Source organism: Pseudomonas sp. WS 5410 (assembly GCF_012985645.1).
Lineage (GTDB): Bacteria > Pseudomonadota > Gammaproteobacteria > Pseudomonadales > Pseudomonadaceae > Aquipseudomonas > Aquipseudomonas shahriarae.
On record NZ_JAAQWS010000002.1, the window covers coordinates 459,005 to 474,900 of the forward strand.

Annotated in this window: 10 protein-coding genes; 7 read left to right on the top strand and 3 right to left on the bottom strand. The window is 56.4% G+C overall.

Going from position 1 to position 15,896, the window contains the following annotated elements:
* Positions 1-30: 30 nt before the first annotated feature.
* The 3 genes from alg8 to yaaA all read right to left on the bottom strand — a co-directional run bounded on the left by alg8 (position 31) and on the right by yaaA (position 4,504).
* A complete protein-coding gene (gene alg8 / locus HBO24_RS05585) occupies positions 31-1,512 on the bottom strand; it encodes a mannuronan synthase (RefSeq protein ID WP_162947770.1) in 1,482 nt (493 codons plus the stop codon).
* 83 nt (positions 1,513-1,595) lie between these two features.
* A complete protein-coding gene (locus HBO24_RS05590; protein ID WP_057438225.1) occupies positions 1,596-2,912 on the bottom strand; it encodes a nucleotide sugar dehydrogenase in 1,317 nt (438 codons plus the stop codon).
* A gap of 812 nt (positions 2,913-3,724) precedes the next feature.
* Entirely contained in the window at positions 3,725-4,504 is a 780-nt protein-coding gene (gene yaaA / locus HBO24_RS05595; RefSeq protein ID WP_057438227.1) for a peroxide stress protein YaaA, read from the bottom strand.
* Between the two features lie 147 nt (positions 4,505-4,651).
* On the opposite strand from yaaA, the gene HBO24_RS05600 reads away from it, so the two are divergent.
* The 7 genes from HBO24_RS05600 (at position 4,652) to HBO24_RS05630 (ending at position 15,889) form a co-directional block, all read left to right on the top strand.
* Positions 4,652-5,776, top strand: a complete 1,125-nt coding sequence (locus tag HBO24_RS05600; RefSeq protein ID WP_170059390.1) for a polysaccharide deacetylase family protein — start codon at positions 4,652-4,654, stop codon at positions 5,774-5,776.
* A gap of 323 nt (positions 5,777-6,099) precedes the next feature.
* Positions 6,100-7,494 (top strand): PhoH family protein, encoded by a 1,395-nt coding sequence (locus HBO24_RS05605; RefSeq protein ID WP_057438231.1) that lies wholly within the window; start codon positions 6,100-6,102, stop codon positions 7,492-7,494.
* A 169-nt stretch (positions 7,495-7,663) separates the two neighbouring features.
* Positions 7,664-8,137, top strand: coding sequence for a cyclic pyranopterin monophosphate synthase MoaC (gene moaC, locus HBO24_RS05610; RefSeq protein WP_057438233.1), 474 nt, complete (start codon positions 7,664-7,666; stop codon positions 8,135-8,137).
* Positions 8,134-8,376, top strand: coding sequence for a molybdopterin converting factor subunit 1 (gene moaD / locus HBO24_RS05615; protein WP_057438235.1), 243 nt, complete (start codon positions 8,134-8,136; stop codon positions 8,374-8,376). The genes moaC and moaD overlap by 4 nt, the downstream gene beginning before the upstream one ends.
* A gap of 2 nt (positions 8,377-8,378) precedes the next feature.
* Positions 8,379-8,831, top strand: coding sequence for a molybdopterin synthase catalytic subunit MoaE (gene moaE, locus HBO24_RS05620; protein ID WP_057958531.1), 453 nt, complete (start codon positions 8,379-8,381; stop codon positions 8,829-8,831).
* A 242-nt stretch (positions 8,832-9,073) separates the two neighbouring features.
* Positions 9,074-11,047, top strand: coding sequence for a hypothetical protein (locus HBO24_RS05625; RefSeq protein WP_170059391.1), 1,974 nt, complete (start codon positions 9,074-9,076; stop codon positions 11,045-11,047).
* 39 nt (positions 11,048-11,086) lie between these two features.
* Positions 11,087-15,889 (top strand): RHS repeat-associated core domain-containing protein, encoded by a 4,803-nt coding sequence (locus HBO24_RS05630; RefSeq protein ID WP_170059392.1) that lies wholly within the window; start codon positions 11,087-11,089, stop codon positions 15,887-15,889.
* The last annotated feature ends 7 nt before the right edge of the window (positions 15,890-15,896 follow it).

Below are 15,896 nucleotides of genomic sequence, written 5' to 3' on the forward strand. Positions count from 1 at the left end.
TTTCCTTAAGTTAATTCAGGCTTGGCAGGGTCAGACCATCATCAGCAACACGGCGACGAAAATGCTGCCGGCGGAGAAGGTCATGGTCCGAGACGACCAGGTGTTGAACCAACGTTGAAAGCTGGCCAAATCGCGGGTCAGTTTGGTGTCCTGGCGGGTCCAGGACTGTTGATCGAGGCGGAAGAACACGTAGATCTTCACCAGCGCGCCCATGATCTGGTTGTAATAGAGAATCACCGGGTAGGCGGGGCCGATCTTGTGTCCCGAGCACGACAGCAACAGGGTCAGGATCAGGCGGGTGATGCCGATCCACAAAAGGTAAGCGAGGATGAACGCACCGCCGTACTTGAAGGTGGCGATGATCGCCACGGTCAGGCCGAGCAGAGAGGTCCACATCGACACGCGCTGGTCGAACAGCACCACGCTGGTGAACAGACCCAGGCGGCCCATGCCCAGGCCCAGGGCCCGGGAGTTCTGGCGCAGGTTGTTGCCGTACCAGCGGAACATCAGCTTGCGGCTGGCCTTGATAAAGCTCTTTTCCGGCGGGTGTTCCACGGTGTTGATCGCCGCATCGGGCACGTAGAAGGTGTCGTAACCCAGGCGCATCAGGCTGAACCAGCTGGACTTGTCATCGCCGGTCAGGAATTTGAAACGGCCCAGGCGCCAGTGTTGCAGCGAGTCGCTTTCCACGTCGGCGATAAAACCGGGGTCGGTGACGACGCTGGCACGGAACACCGACATGCGTCCGGTCATGGTCAGCACGCGCTTGGACAGGGCCATGGAGCACATGTTGATGTGGCGTTGGGCGAAGCGCAGTTTGTGCCACTCGCTCATGATGTAGCCGCCGCGCACTTCGCAGAACTCGTTGGTGGTCAGGCCGCCGACATTGCCGAACAGCTGGAACCACGGCACGGTCTTGCGCACTACGCCTTCGGCGAGCACGGTGTCGCCGTCGATCACCGCCACCACGGCGCGGTCGTCCGGCAGGTGGCGGGAGATCGCCCGAAAACCGAAGGCCAGGCCGTCGCGCTTGCCGGTACCGGCGATACGTACGAAGTCGAGCTTGACGTGAGCCGGTGGGTTCATCTTTTCCCAGAGGCTCTTGACCAGCAGCTCATCGGACATTTCCACCAGGGAGCAGACCACGGTGGTGGGGAAACCGCACTCGATGGCCTCGCGGATCACCGAGCTGTAGACCTGGGCCGTGGTCAATGCGTCGATACGAAAGCTGGTAACCATCAGGAACACATGGGACGGGTCCGCCGCCTTGCCCAGCTTGCGCACTTTGCGCCGCAGGTGCGGGTAGACCACGTACAGGAACAGCATGCCGCGAAAGAAATGCGTAGCACCCATCGAGTAGCGCCAGATACCCACGGCGCCAATCAGGAAAATAAAATTCTTCGACTCGGAGTCGAACGTACTCGCCGGCAGCAGCAGGGCGAGTCCCATCAGCAGGCTCAGAAAGACCAGCCAGCCGGCGGATTGGAGCAGTACGTGTTTTAACTTGGACATAAGCGTCATCCGAAGGTGAAGAAGGCTTCAAGCTGCAAGCGCTGGGGATCAGGACACTTGCAGCTTGAAACTTGCCGTTGCTGTTACCAGCAAATGCCTTCGGTACGGCCACTGACGCTGGTGGCCTGGGACATAAAGCCCACCAGGTCGACCACTTGCTTGCCGTGCGGGGCTTGCTGGGCCAGGGCGCGGAATTTCTCGTCGCGGTTGCCGAGGATGATCACGTCGCTGTTGTTGATCACATCGTCGAAGTCCGAGTTGAGCAGGGACGACACGTGGGGAATCTTGCCTTCGATGTAGTCCTTGTTGGCCCCATGCACACGGGCGTATTCGACGTTGCTGTCGTAGATGCTCAGGTCGAAGCCCTTGCCGATAAGCATTTCCGCCAGTTCCACCAGTGGGCTTTCACGCAGGTCATCGGTGCCGGCCTTGAAGCTCAGGCCCAGTAGGGCGACCTTGCGCTTGTCGTGGCTGGAGACGATGTCGAAAGCGTTCTGCACCTGGGATTCGTTGCTGCGCATCAGCGAGTTGAGCAGCGGCGCCTCCACGTCCAGGGTGCTGGCGCGGTAGGTCAGGGCGCGCACATCTTTTGGCAGGCACGAGCCGCCGAAGGCAAAGCCGGGGCGCATGTAGTACTGGGACAGGTTGAGGGTCTTGTCCTGGCAGACCACTTCCATCACTTCGCGACCATCGACGCCTACGGCCTTGGCGATGTTGCCGATTTCGTTGGCGAAGGTGACTTTGGTGGCGTGCCACACGTTGCAGGTGTACTTGATCATCTCGGCAACGGCGATGTCCTTGCGGATGATCGGCGCATCGAGTTCTTCGTACAGCGATTGCAGGACATCACCGGAGGCTTTGTCCAGTTCACCGATCACGGTCATCGGTGGCAGGTCGTAGTCGGCGATGGCCGTGGATTCGCGCAGGAACTCCGGGTTGACCGCGACACCGAAGTCGACGCCGGCTTTTTTGCCGGAGCAGTCTTCGAGGATCGGGATCACCACGTTGGCCACGGTGCCGGGCAACACGGTGCTGCGCACCACGATGGTGTGGCGGGTGGTCTTGTCACGCAGGACAAAACCGATCTCGCGGCATACCGCCTCGATGTAGTTGAGTTCCAGGTCGCCGTTTTTCTTGCTCGGCGTGCCGACACAGATCATCGACAGGTCGGTATCGCGGATGGCGTCGGCGAAGTTGGTGGTACCGCGCAAGCGGCCGGTGGCAATGCCCTGGCTCAACAGTTCGCCCAGGCCGGGTTCAACGATGGGGGATTTGCCCGCGTTGATCAGGTCGATCTTATCCTTGGAAATGTCTACGCCGACCACTTCGTGGCCCCGTGCAGACAGGCAACCGGCACATACTGCGCCCACGTAACCCAAACCAAATATGCTGATGCGCATCGCATTTACCTCTATCTTTATCACGCCATTAGATGGCTGGAGTTCATGTTTTCAAGCGTCACTCATGCACTAGGTAATGCGGTGAATAGACACAGCATTGCCATGTACAGGCATGTTAAAAGTCGAGTGACTAACTAATGCACTCAAGTTGTGCGCAACTTGGCCTTATTGTTGGGGCTTGCCCTGAAATGCAGCCAGCCTTCGGTGAGAAGGGTCTGGCGTCAGTGCCGCAACGCCTTGATATGGACATAAAGCCCTTATCTATCAACGCATTGGGTTGTCTCACTGACCCATTTGGGTAGGCTCAGCCTTGGCCTTGTAGGGGATGGTCATGCAACCTTATCGCCCGCCCTCAACTAAACAGTTGTTAATTAGACCGAAGGGTCAAAGTTGAATATGACAACTTTGCTACTTCCGTTGGTCGCTGTGTAAGTCATATCGCACAAGAACAGAGATAATCGTTACCGGTGGTATGAGCGGCACTGAAGGACATAGTTCCTGGCCGCTCATCCTGTTTCTGGAAATTTCTTGAAATATTAGGAAAGATGGCACTAGTACTATATTGATAGCACTTGCGGATTGGGCTAGTGGTTATAGGGAGTTGACGCGGGGATATAGTTTTGTGCCACTACTGTTTGAAAAAAGTGGTGCCACTACGAAAAATTCTGACGAATGTCGAGTGAAAGAAACGTTAGGAAATCTGAAGAAATATTTTTGACGTCAAAGTAATGACGATTCCGCATTTGAAATACGGAAAAAATGTGGGAGCAGGCTTGCCAGCTCCCACATCGGATTTGCGCTGTACTGGCGACCTACTCCGGTGCGTGATCGCGCAAAAATACCAGGTTATCCGGCTTGGACTGCTCGGCACTGAAGCGATAACCCTGGACATCAAACTGCTTGAGCTGCGCCGGGTCGTTGATGCGCTCTTCGATGACAAAGCGGCTCATCATGCCCCGGGCCTTCTTGGCGTAGAAGCTGATGATCTTGTATTGGCCGTTCTTCAGGTCCTTGAACTCGGTATTGATGATCCGCGCGTTCAAGGCTGGGCGCTTGACCGCCGAGAAGTATTCGTTGGAGGCCAGGTTCAGCAGCACATCATCGCCCTGCTCAGCCAGGGCCTCGTTGAGCCATTCGCTGATCCGCGTGCCCCAGAAGGCGTACAGGTCCTTGCCACGGGCGTTGCCCAGCTTGGTGCCCATCTCCAGGCGGTACGGCATCATCAGGTCCAGGGGACGCAGCAGGCCGTACAGGCCCGAGAGCATGCGCAGGTGGTCCTGGGCGTAAGCGAAGTCGGCGTCGTTGAAGGTCTGGGCATTGAGGCCGGTGTAGACGTCGCCCTTGAAGGCCAGCAGCGCCTGCTTGGCATTGGCCGGGGTGAAGGCCGGGGTCCAGCTGCCGAAACGTGCGGCGTTGAGGCCGCCGATCTTGTCGGAAACATGCATCAGTTCGCTGATCTGCGCCGGGCTCAGCTCGCGCAACTGCTCGATCAACTCCTGGGAGTGGTCGAGGTATTGCGGCTGGGTAAAGCGCTGGGTTACCGGCGGGGTCTCGAAATCGAGGGTTTTGGCGGGGGAAATCACCGTCAGCATGAAGTCGTCTCCTGTAATCGTCGGGGGATTCTAGGGGGTTGGGGCGTTGGACTCCACCTATCACGCCAATAGCTGCCATACGGTTATCCCTGTGGGAGGATGGTGATCGGCTATAGTGGCCGACGAATCAGGAGGGGGAGACCTGTTGTGCGAATTGCGCTTTTAGTGTGCGCCTGGCTGACGTGCCTGGGCGCCCAGGCGGCCAGTGTGGATGTCGCGACCCTGGACCGTGGCACCTGGCCGGAAAAACTCAGCAGCCCGGCGCTGTTTGATGTGGCATCACGCGCCGAAATCCTCATGTTCGCCAACGCGCTGCTGGCCAGCGAGGCCCTGGATGAACCGGCCCTCAAGCAGCGCCTGGGGCTGAAGATCGTCAACCAGGGCGCTATCGACGACCTGCGCCGCCACCTCTGGCAGCGGTTGCTGGAGAACTACATGTTCGCCCAGCAAAGCTGCGAACAGGACGCCTCATTCTGCTATCTGGTGGACAACCTCGACGACCTGCGCGATCAAGCCGGCAAGTTCGAGGTGAGCGAGCAATCTTTCTATATAGGCTGGGCCGGTCCCAGCCGCGCGTTTCACCAACGCTACCTGGATGAACTGCTGCGCAAGGCCGCGCTGTTCCCGCAGATCGGCAGCGAAGTGGCGCGTTTTGGGGATTTCGAGCGCAATGGCGATGAACTCAACGACCGCCTGTTTTTACTGACCTTCGATGGCGGCCCGTCACCGCTGGGCGGTCAGACCGACTGGCTGGCCGACTACCTGCGCAAGCAGAAAATGACAGCCACCTTCTTTGTCCTGGGCAACAGCCTGCAAACCCGCCTGGAAAAGACCTCGGCCGTCGATGTGCAGGGTTTGTACCAGGGTCAGTGCGTGGGCATCCAGGGCTGGCAATACCGTTCCCACAGCCATTGGGTTGACTGGCAAGGCTCGATCACCCGCAGTGCGTCGCTGACCCAGAACCTGCTGCCGGAAAACTACGTGCCGCTGTTCCGCCCACCCTATGGCCAGCGCCGGGCTGACAGCCAGGGCTTTTTCCGGGCCCAGGGCCTGCAAGTGGCATTGTGGGATATCGACTCCCAGGATGAACCGGGCCTGCTCAAGGCCGACGAGTCGGCCCAGCGGGTGCTGACGCTGATGTTGTTGTGGCGTAAAGGGGTGATTGTGTTCCACGACACCCAGGACAAGGCGCGGGTCGCATTGCCGCTGTTGCTACAGGCAACGGCGCAAAGTGGGCTGGGTTGGCAGGATTGTCGGGAAGCGTTTCGCTGAAAAGGGCAAAAGCCCGGCCCTGTTGGGGATGAGGGTTTTTTGGGGTGATTTGCTGCGACATTTCGATGCAGGCGGACTTCCGACTTTAGCGGGGTGCGTGGCGGCCCGCCAGTGCTATTCGTCATCCTGAAAAATAAACTTCAAAAAAGCGTCAAAGTGCTTTTTCCTGTCATGGGTTTTGCGGTATTACGAAGTCAGATCGCCGAAACCTGCACCACAGGTGGCGTCTTCCCAGACTCCCTTTGCGGTGTATTCGGCGCTCGAATCGAGGCGCAGCACTGTTGTGGTATTGCGTCGACTGGCTCCCACAAAGGTGACCGAGTATGGATGATCATGGACGTAACCCTTCTTCCGACCAGCCAATCCTTTATGTGCTTGATACCAATGTATTGATTCACGATCCAAACGCGTTGCTCAATTTCGAAGAACACCACGTCGCCATCCCGATGATCGTGCTTGAAGAGCTCGATAAACTCAAAAGCGGGCACCACAGCGTTGCCGCCGAATGCCGCCAGGCGATCCGCCTGATTGACAAGACCCTGGGCGAGGCCTCGCCCGATGATGTGGAAGTCGGCGTCCCGATCCAGCGTGGCAAGAGCGGGCCCAAGGGCTTGCTGTCGATCCTGATGAGCAAGCGCAGCGAGCCCAACAGCCTGCTGCCGGAAAACCTCAACGACAACAAGATCATCAACCAACTGATCGACCTGCACGCGCGCGACAAGGACCTGCGCCTGGTGCTGGTGACCAAAGACATCAACATGCGCCTCAAGGCACGAGCGTGTGGGATCGCTGCCGAGGACTACAGTACCGATCAACTGGTCGACGATGTGTCGATGCTGTCCCGTGGTTATCACACCATGACCGGCTCGTTCTGGGACCGCGTGAGCAAGGTTGAGACCCGCCAGGACCATGGCCGCACCTGGCACCAGGTGCAACTGACCGACAACCTGCCGGCGGTGCATATCAATGAGTTCATCATCGACGAACAGGGCTTCGTGGGCTGGATCAAAGAGATCCAGGTCGACAAGCTGCTGATCCTCGATCTGCATCAGGAGCCCCTGTTGCACCAGGAAGCCTGGGGCCTGAAACCGCGTGATATCTACCAGAGCCTGGCGCTGTACGCGCTGCTCGACCCGGACATCCACCTGGTCAACCTGACCGGCGCGGCGGGTTCGGGCAAGACCATCCTCGCCCTGGCGGCTGCCATCGAGCAGACCATGGTCACCAAGCGTTATCGGCGCATCATCGCCACCCGTAGCGTGCAGGGCCTGGACCAGGAGATCGGCTTTTTGCCCGGCACCGAGGCAGAAAAAATGGAGCCGTGGCTGGGGGCGATCACCGACAACCTCGAAGCCTTGCACATGGATGACGAAAACACCCATGGCAGCGTCGACTACATCCTCAGCAAAGTGCCGTTGCAGTTCAAATCCCTCAACTACATTCGAGGTCGCAGCTTCCAGCAGAGCCTGATTCTGATTGACGAATGCCAGAACCTCACGCCGCACCAGATGAAAACCATCATCACCCGTGCCGGCGCCGGTTCCAAAGTGGTGTGCCTGGGCAACCTGGCACAGATCGACACTCCCTACCTGTCCGCGACCAGCTCCGGGCTGACCTACCTGACGGAACGCTTCAAGGATTTCCCGAACGGCGTGCACATCGCCTTGCAGGGTGTCCCTCGCTCGATTCTGGCCGAATACGCCGAATCCCACCTGTAATCCGAAACCGGGCGATACCTCCATCGCCCGGTTCACCTCAATTCCTGTGGGAGCCGGGCTTACCCGCGATGGCGTTGGTGACTGACACTGCGCTATCGCAGGCAAGCCTGCTCCCACCTTTTGATCTGCGTTGGGTTTACAATCGGGGCTTCTGATCAGGAGTATCCCCGTGCTGACTCATCTCGATTCCCAGGGCCGTGCCCACATGGTCGACGTCACCGATAAAACCGTGACGTTCCGCGAAGCCGTGGCCGAGGCGCGGGTGCGCATGCTGCCCCAGACCCTGCAAATGATTGTCGACGGCGCCCATCCCAAGGGCGACGTGTTCGCCGTGGCGCGCATCGCCGGGATCCAGGCGGCGAAAAAGACCAGCGACCTGATCCCCCTGTGCCATCCGCTGATGTTGACGGGCGTCAAGGTTGAGCTGGCAGCCGAAGGGGAAAATACCGTGCACATCATCGCCCGCTGCAAGCTGTCCGGGCAGACCGGCGTGGAAATGGAAGCCCTGACCGCCGCCAGTGTTGCCGCGTTGACGATCTACGACATGTGCAAGGCGGTGGACCGTGGCATGACCATCGAGAACATCCGCCTGCTGGAAAAGCTCGGCGGCAAAAGCGGGCATTTCAAGGCGGACCAGGCATGAGCATCAACGTACTGTTTTTTGCACGCTACAGCGAGGCGATAGGCCTGGACTCCCTGGAGGTCGAAGGCGACTTCGCCACGGTCGATGCCGTGCGCCTGGCACTGGCGGCTGATGCGGGCTTCGAGGTGCTCAACGAGGCCAGCCTGATGTGTGCGCGCAACCAGGAACTGTGCTCCCTCGACGAGCCTTTGCAGGCCGGTGACGAAGTCGCCTTCTTCCCGCCCGTGACCGGAGGCTGACCATGGCCATTCGTGTGCAAGCCCAGCCCTTTGACCCCGGAGCCGAAGTCAACGCCATGCACGCGGCCAACGTGGGTGTGGGTGCGGTGGTGAGCTTTGTCGGCTATGTACGCGATTTCAACGATGGCCTCGATGTGGCGGGGATGTTCCTTGAACACTACCCCGGCATGACCGAAAAAGCCCTGGCCAAGATCGCCGTCGAAGCCGAGCAGCGCTGGCCGCTGCTCAAGCTCGAAGTGCTGCACCGCATCGGCGCCCTGGAGCCCGGCGAACCCATCGTGTTCGTCGCGGCTGCCAGTGCCCACCGCCAGGCGGCGTTTGATGCCTGTGCGTTTGTGATGGACTACCTCAAGACCCGGGCGCCGTTCTGGAAGAAGGAGAACACCAGTGAGGGGGCGCGGTGGGTTGAGGGGCGAGAGAGTGATCATGCGGCGGCGGGTCGCTGGAAAGCCTGATTGTTTATCATTGGGTGGCGCTTGCAAGAACACGCAGTCATGGCTGTGGTTTATAGTTATAAAGGTTCATTAAGTTATTTCTATTTCAGCTAATTAACTGTCAATTTTAACAGTTACTTTCTCTTTTTTCCTGGTCTCTAATCTCCCTAAGTGTTCGATATCTAAGTTCGTGGAATTTCAGATCGAATTTGGTTTCGAGAAAGTTCGCGCTACGGCGATGGATGCGGTTTTTGGAGAACGAGATGATCAGGCAATCACATAATATGCGGCTTGTGCATTTTAAGGTCAGGTTTGCTGATGGCACTGACTATACGGATGCACTTTATGCCAATGGGTATCATCAAGTTGAAGTTGTAGTTGAGGTTTTAAAGCAGGTTTTGGGGAAAAAAGGTGTCTGGAGTCAAGCCTCCTTAACCGATAGTGAGCGAGCGAGTGTAAAAATCGTACCTGTTTCTATCGCGGATAATGCCAGTGTAGGCAGCGGGTGGAGTTGCGATACGCAGAAGAACGAATATGATCCAGGACTCTGGAATCGTACTGGGGAAGAACTCGGCGAGAGTCTGCCAAACAATACGGTTGTTGACGCGGGGGTAGAGATTGTCAGGCGTTATATGCGCCTTGAGGAAAATGTCTCTCTCAAGGCTGTACAGTTCATGGCGACTATTGTGTTGGACGGAGAGACGGTTACTAACAGCTATTCCGAATATCCGACTGATTTTAAGTCGTCGGTATTTATCAAGCCCACGGTGCCCCCAGTATTGCTTTCTACAGAGCTTGATTTGATTGTTGATTATGATGCTTTAAATATTACAGGGCTTCTTGATATTGATATGTACTATTGGGAAGGTGTTAATGGTTTGTGGTTTGTTCATAATTATGGGTTGAATGAGTCAGTGGAGGTGCCAAATGAAGGGACCTCCTTTCAGACGTCTTATGGACTTTCGGGTAATTATAAAGGAGGAGTTTTCTCTGGGTCTTCGAGCAGTACTTTACGGTTGAGTATGGTTCACCAGTATCTTCCAGTTGTAAATCCAGGTGAGGATCCAGTGATTCATCGGATAAGTAATCGTGTTATGTGCGCGGTTAAACTTACTACACAGATTCCGGACCTTCCGCATGAGGTTTTGAATAGCAAGTGGCGGTTGCGGGATAACTATGGGAATCTTCATGTATTTAAAATAGTTCCCTATGAAAGTGGCAATCGTCTGACGGTGGAGCCCGTTAAGTTAGCAAGGCGACCTCAGCACTTCCACATCGTCCTTGCTAATGGTCAGGATTCTACTGACGCGCTGTATGCCAATGGCCGGCATCAGTGCAAAGTTCTTATTGAAGTCACTATGGTGCAGGAAGGGATTAATGGTAATTGGGAGAGCACGCTCCTGCGGGAGGATGAAAAAGCCAGTGTAGCGGTCACATTATATTCTCCAAATGTGAACCAGCCTCTACCGGGGGGGTGGTCCTGCGATACCGTGAAAAATATATATGATACCGGACTTTGGATTCGAGAGATACAAGACGCAGAGGAGGGCGGAATTGGGGAGAACACTACGCAACAAAAGAGTGGGGCGCTGGATACTATAGAGATAGTTGAGCGATTTATGCGTTTGGAAACCGGCGCTTCAATGGAGAGTCGGAGGCTTATGGCTAAGATAATTATAGATGGTAAAGTTTATACCACGAATTTTAACGAAGGGGATTCAAAGTTTAATGCTTGGGTGAATATCTCGCCTCGGCAGCCTTATCGAGTGAGAGTTCGTGATCTTATACTTACTGTGGATCACGCTTATTGGAATCACAATACGAAGACCGATATTGATGTTTGGTATTGGTTGCCCCCGCCTGGGGTGAGGTTTATCTCCCAAATGGGGTTAGACGCACCCATGTGGGTCCCTTGGGAGGGGCGTTACTTTCAGACGTCTTTTGTTAATGGGTCCGGTGGAGTTGATAGAAAAGGCGGAGTTGTAGTGGGCCACGATAAGCCTGGGTCAAGCCCCTCTCTTGATGAGATACATGAAAACTTGTCAGATAATTATCATATTCTGAGATTTAATCGAGTAAATACGATTATGCGTGCGTTATGGGTTTCCATTGAGCTCCCCATGTTTGAAGGGGAGGGCAACACACCTTGGCGACTAGTCGATAATTATGGCTGCATGCATGTATATACTATGCGTGGAAGTAGGCAAAATATTGAGTTGTTGGATTATGAGAGCTGATTAGATTTGTGCGTCTCGTCTTCAGAACAGGTGCTTACCATGAATGTCTATTCCAACGCATTTAATTTTTCCTCGTACTTGAACGGTTCCGTCGATCCACGAACAGGTCAGTATGGTGCCCAAATCAATTTGGCTCAATTATCTCCTGAGGGGCCTCTCGAGGTCAGTCGCAGTATTGTTTTGTTATTTTCAATGTTTGAGCCTGGCCGTGTACCTTATGGGTTGGGGTGGCGCCTGAGTAATACGGAATTTGACCTTTCCAGTGCGCAACTCACGTTGATTAGCGGCGAGCGATTTAAGACGCAAGGTATGCCTTCTGTTGGCGGAATGATGGTTTTCAAGGATCGAAAACTTAAAGATCTAGTGGTAAGGCGAACGAATGAAACCACGCTGCATGTGATTTATCGGGATGGCACGATTGAAGTTTTGGAGCGTACCAGTAGTACGCTCCCTTATCGAATTACTTCCATAAGATTTGAAAATGGTGAGGTCTTCAGATTCGGCTATGCCCCAGGTGGTTCTCTTGAGCGTATCCTCAATCACAAACAGGAAGAGTTGCTGCTACTGACCTACGCGAGTGGGCGCCTGCAAACGGCTGATAGACGTGTCGAGGGGGGGCGTTATGCGCGTACGCGATTTACACAGATCAATGATCGCCTTACAGGTGTCACTGCGCCTTACGATCGTAGTGGTGCGCCGGGGGTTGCTGCCTATACGTTTGTATACAGGACGCCGTTTCGTAATGGCTTGGTTGCGATTGAGCGGGTGCAAACGCCGATGGGCGGAACTGAGCAGATCAACTATACCGAGAACGGTCATCAATATGGCAACAACCAATTCATCCCCCGTGTGTCCAGTTGGACGCAGACTCCAGGTGCCAATCAACCTCCAATGATCCGGACTTATGATTACAGTCCAGGGCAGAACTTCACGGGGTTCCCTTATGCGGGTGGTTTCAAAGAGGGTGAGGACAACCTGTATCTGATTAGCGGCGCCTATGACTATTGGACTGAGGAGAAAAGCATTGACGCGGCCAATAACAATACGGTCTTGAGCGTCACTCGTACCACCTACAATAAGTTTCACCTGTTGACCGAAAAGCAGGTCCTACGCGAGGGAACGCGCAGTAAAGTAAATATCACCTATAACACGCTCCCCGGTCTATTTCCCAGCCAGCCCGCGAACTTCCAACTGCCCAAAACCGTTACCAATCGCTATGAACTCGTAGCTGGTGGCACCTCGAGGGAAGAGATCCAGCAGATCGAAACCGATGATTATGGCAACGAACTCAGCCGCACCGAACCCTCTGGCATTCGCACCGAATACAGTTATTACCCGATTGCCGGCGAAAGAGGCAAATGCCCGGCGGACCCCCACAAATTGTTCCAGCGCTACCTCAAACAAGAGCGACTCGTACCTGTAGGAGGCACGCCTACCGCGCGACTCACGGAATATACCCATACGCGCGTCCCCCAGACGGGCAGTAGTTATTTTGTGCTACAGCAATCGAGCAGCCAGGCTGGTGTGCTAGTGATGCAGCAGACTTACTACGAAACCCCTGTGGCGCTGGCTGGCCGGTTGAAGAGCAGCACCAGTACGGTCGGCGGGCAGCTGTTGACCAGTGATTTCAGTTACGTCATTGAAGGCGATAACCTGATCGAAACCCGACGGTTGAAAGGGCGCGAAGAACAAGGAAGTCAATGGCTTGAGGCAAAACGCACGCTTTCGATGGTCAGTCGACGCCTGTTGTCGTTAACGCGAGATGGCGGCAGCACGATGGGCCTAGCGTACGACGTCAATGGCCGGCTGACCGCAGAAACCGTAGCTCTTGGAGCGCCGCAGAAAGCGACGCGGCAATACGCTTACCATTTTGCCGAAGAGAATAAGCGTGCCCATCTGATTACCGCGGACGCGCAAGGTAACAAGACGATTACCTACTACGACGGTGCCGGACGCCAGGTGTCCGAAGCACAATTGATCGGCTCGAGCCAGGAGCGAGTCGCCTGCACTTGGCGTTATGACGCGCTTGGGCAAACTGTGGAAGTGGTCAAGAGCGACTACGTGACCAACGGGCAACGCTCGTTGCGCAGCGTCCACTCCTACAGTAAGTGGGGCAACGCCAGCCGCGTCACCCACGCCGACGGCCGTGTTGTCATCAACGAGTATGACCCGCGGCTCAATCTTACGGAGGAGGGCGTGGTTGGAGGTGAACGGCTGTTGACCTATTTCAATACGCATAACCAACCAATGAAGGTGGAGCGCCTGGATGCCAACAATAATAAAGTGGAGCTGGCGTCGTATACCTACGATGGCTTGGGGCGCTGCGTGACGGCAGTGGATGTCAATAAAACGTCCACTGAGCTGACCTATGACGTGTTCGACCGGGTGCTGACGACCCTTCAAAAACCAATAGATGGCACTCCTCATCGGCTGCGTAAAACGGATTACGCCCCCGGCACCAGCAGTGAATTGGCCAGTGCTTTTACGGTCGACAATAAACGGCTGGGGGCCCGTACCTACGATAGCCTCGGCAGAATGACCAGCCAGACGCGTGGGGCATCGGGGCAGGCCACGACCTGGGAGTACAAGGCCGGAGAGATGGAACCGTTCACCATGGTTTCCTCCCGTGGGGTTCGCCAGACCCTGGCTTATGACACAGAGTTGGATGTGCCGACTCGGATTGAGATGTCGGGCCATCCGGCGAGCACCTACCGGCATGACCCGGTTACCGGTGCGATGACACGTTCCGAGACCAATGGCTTGATCCATGAGTTCGTTATGGATGCCAACGGCCGTCCTGAAAAGGATATCCAAACCGCCAACGGCAACGTCCTGACCTCGCAGTATGGCTATTCCCCTGGCGGGCGCCTGCTGCAGCAAACTTCCGCCGACGGCCAGTCCAGCCAGCTTGAGTACGATGTGTTCGGGCGGTTCTCCAAGATGACCACTGGCGCCATAGTCATTGAGCAAACCTACGATACATTGGGCCGGCCGCATGTCCTGAGCACCGCCTATGAAAGCACGCGAGTCGTTACCAAGCTGTCCTATGACTCGCTGGGTCGGGAAGCCGAGCGCCGCTTCGAGCAGAACGGTGCGCTGTTCCAGGTCATGACCAGCACGTATCACCTCAACAGTATGTTGGCGACACGGGAACTCAAGGACGCCGGCTCACGCCTGGTGATCGGCGAAACCTTCACCTACGATGCCTTTCTGCGGCTCAAGACCTATCGCTGCACGGGGCCCGAACACCCCAAGGATCATCTGGGGCGTGGCATTGTCGGGCAGGATTTCAGCTTTGACAGCCTCAATAACATTACTCGGGTTGTCACGACGTTTGCCGACAGCACGCAAGACACCTGCGAGCGTTATTTTACCGGTGCCGATCCCACTCAACTGACCCGGCTGACCCACACACGCCCGGCGCAGGATGTCACCCTGACGTATGACGCGGCGGGCAACTTGCAGGCACACCCGGCGGGCCAGGCCTATACCTACAATGGTTTTGAGCAGTTGACCACAGTGCAGGCCGGTCCCCTCAAGTACAGCTACCAATACGATGCCGAGGCCCGTCAGGTACTGGCGTCCCGGGGCAGTGAGCCGCCGGTGATGCTGGCATACGCCGGCGACCGGCTGGAGACTCTGGTTGAAGGCAATAAAAAGATCCGCTACGCCGACGGCGGGGATGAGGTGATGGCACGCAGCGGGGGCGTCGACGGGCTGCAACTGCATATGAACGATGCCAGCGGTAGCGTGCGCGGCGTATCGGCCCCAGGCCAGGCCCATGTGCGGCGACACTACACGCCCTACGGCGATACGAAAATCCCGCTGGATGACGGCAAGGTCCGTAGCATGGCTGATCTGCAACTGCCGGCGTTGAATGGTCAACGGCTGGATGCGGCGATCAACCTCTACTTTCTCGGCAACGGTCAACGGGTCTACGATCCTCACCTGATGATGTTCTTGCAGCCTGATCCGCTGAGCCCTTTTGACGAGGGGGGGATCAACAGCTATGCCTACTGTGCTGGTAATCCGGTCAACCTAATGGACCCCAGCGGGTTGTTGCCGAACTGGTTGAAGTGGGTATTGACCGGAGTTGCGCTGGTGTTGTCGATAGTGACGGTAGGTTTTGCGGCTCCCGGATTTGTTACCGCGGTAGCGGCATATGCGGCGGCAGCTGGAACGGCGGCGGCATCTGCGGCGGGGATGGTTGTTGCTTCCAAGGCGGCGCTGCTGGGGGCTGCATCGTTGGGGGTGGTTGGGGGAACGCTTAGTGTCGCAGCCTTGAGTATCGCTGAGGTCGACAGGGCGATGGGTTGGGACCGTTCGCACCACATCCAAAACCTGGGGTGGGCATCTTTCGGGTTCTCTGTGGCGTCATGGGTAGTTAGCTTTGCGGGGGCCTACACGTCGGCAAGTATGGCCTACACTGCGGCTCTCAAGGCCAGCACGGCCAAGGACTTTGTCAAGTACAGCAGCTTTTTTGACGCCCCACTGGGGGCCAGCTTTCTGGCGGCTGGCAAGCGGATGCTGGGCTTGAGCTATAAGTTCACCGATAAACAGGGAATCACTAGCTTCAGCAAGATTTACGGGGTCACCCGTTTCGTATTGAGAAGTACCAACTTTGGTCGCTCGGTAGAGGCCAGAACCACATCGGCAGGCTCGGGTGGTGGCGATCCTGCCCAACCCGTGCCAGGTGCTCCCGGTTCGGCCCATCCCCAGCCGCAAGCCACGGGCAGTCGCCTGGTGGATATGCCGGCCAGCAGTGCAGGCTATTACCAGGCATTCAGAGACGAGGCGTCGCGCATTCGCCAGCCCATCATTGCGCAGTTGTATCAAGGATGATCCAGCA

Bases quoted from the DNA above. Each gene is read 5' to 3' on its own strand.
- alg8 (WP_162947770.1), bottom strand. From the start codon at position 1,512: ATGTCCAAGTTAAAACACGTACTGCTCCAATCCGCCGGCTGGCTGGTC.
- HBO24_RS05590 (WP_057438225.1), bottom strand. From the start codon at position 2,912: ATGCGCATCAGCATATTTGGTTTGGGTTACGTGGGCGCAGTATGTGCC.
- yaaA (WP_057438227.1), bottom strand. From the start codon at position 4,504: ATGCTGACGGTGATTTCCCCCGCCAAAACCCTCGATTTCGAGACCCCG.
- HBO24_RS05605 (WP_057438231.1), top strand. From the start codon at position 6,100: ATGGATGATCATGGACGTAACCCTTCTTCCGACCAGCCAATCCTTTAT.
- moaD (WP_057438235.1), top strand. From the start codon at position 8,134: ATGAGCATCAACGTACTGTTTTTTGCACGCTACAGCGAGGCGATAGGC.
- moaE (WP_057958531.1), top strand. From the start codon at position 8,379: ATGGCCATTCGTGTGCAAGCCCAGCCCTTTGACCCCGGAGCCGAAGTC.
- HBO24_RS05625 (WP_170059391.1), top strand. From the start codon at position 9,074: ATGATCAGGCAATCACATAATATGCGGCTTGTGCATTTTAAGGTCAGG.
- HBO24_RS05630 (WP_170059392.1), top strand. From the start codon at position 11,087: ATGAATGTCTATTCCAACGCATTTAATTTTTCCTCGTACTTGAACGGT.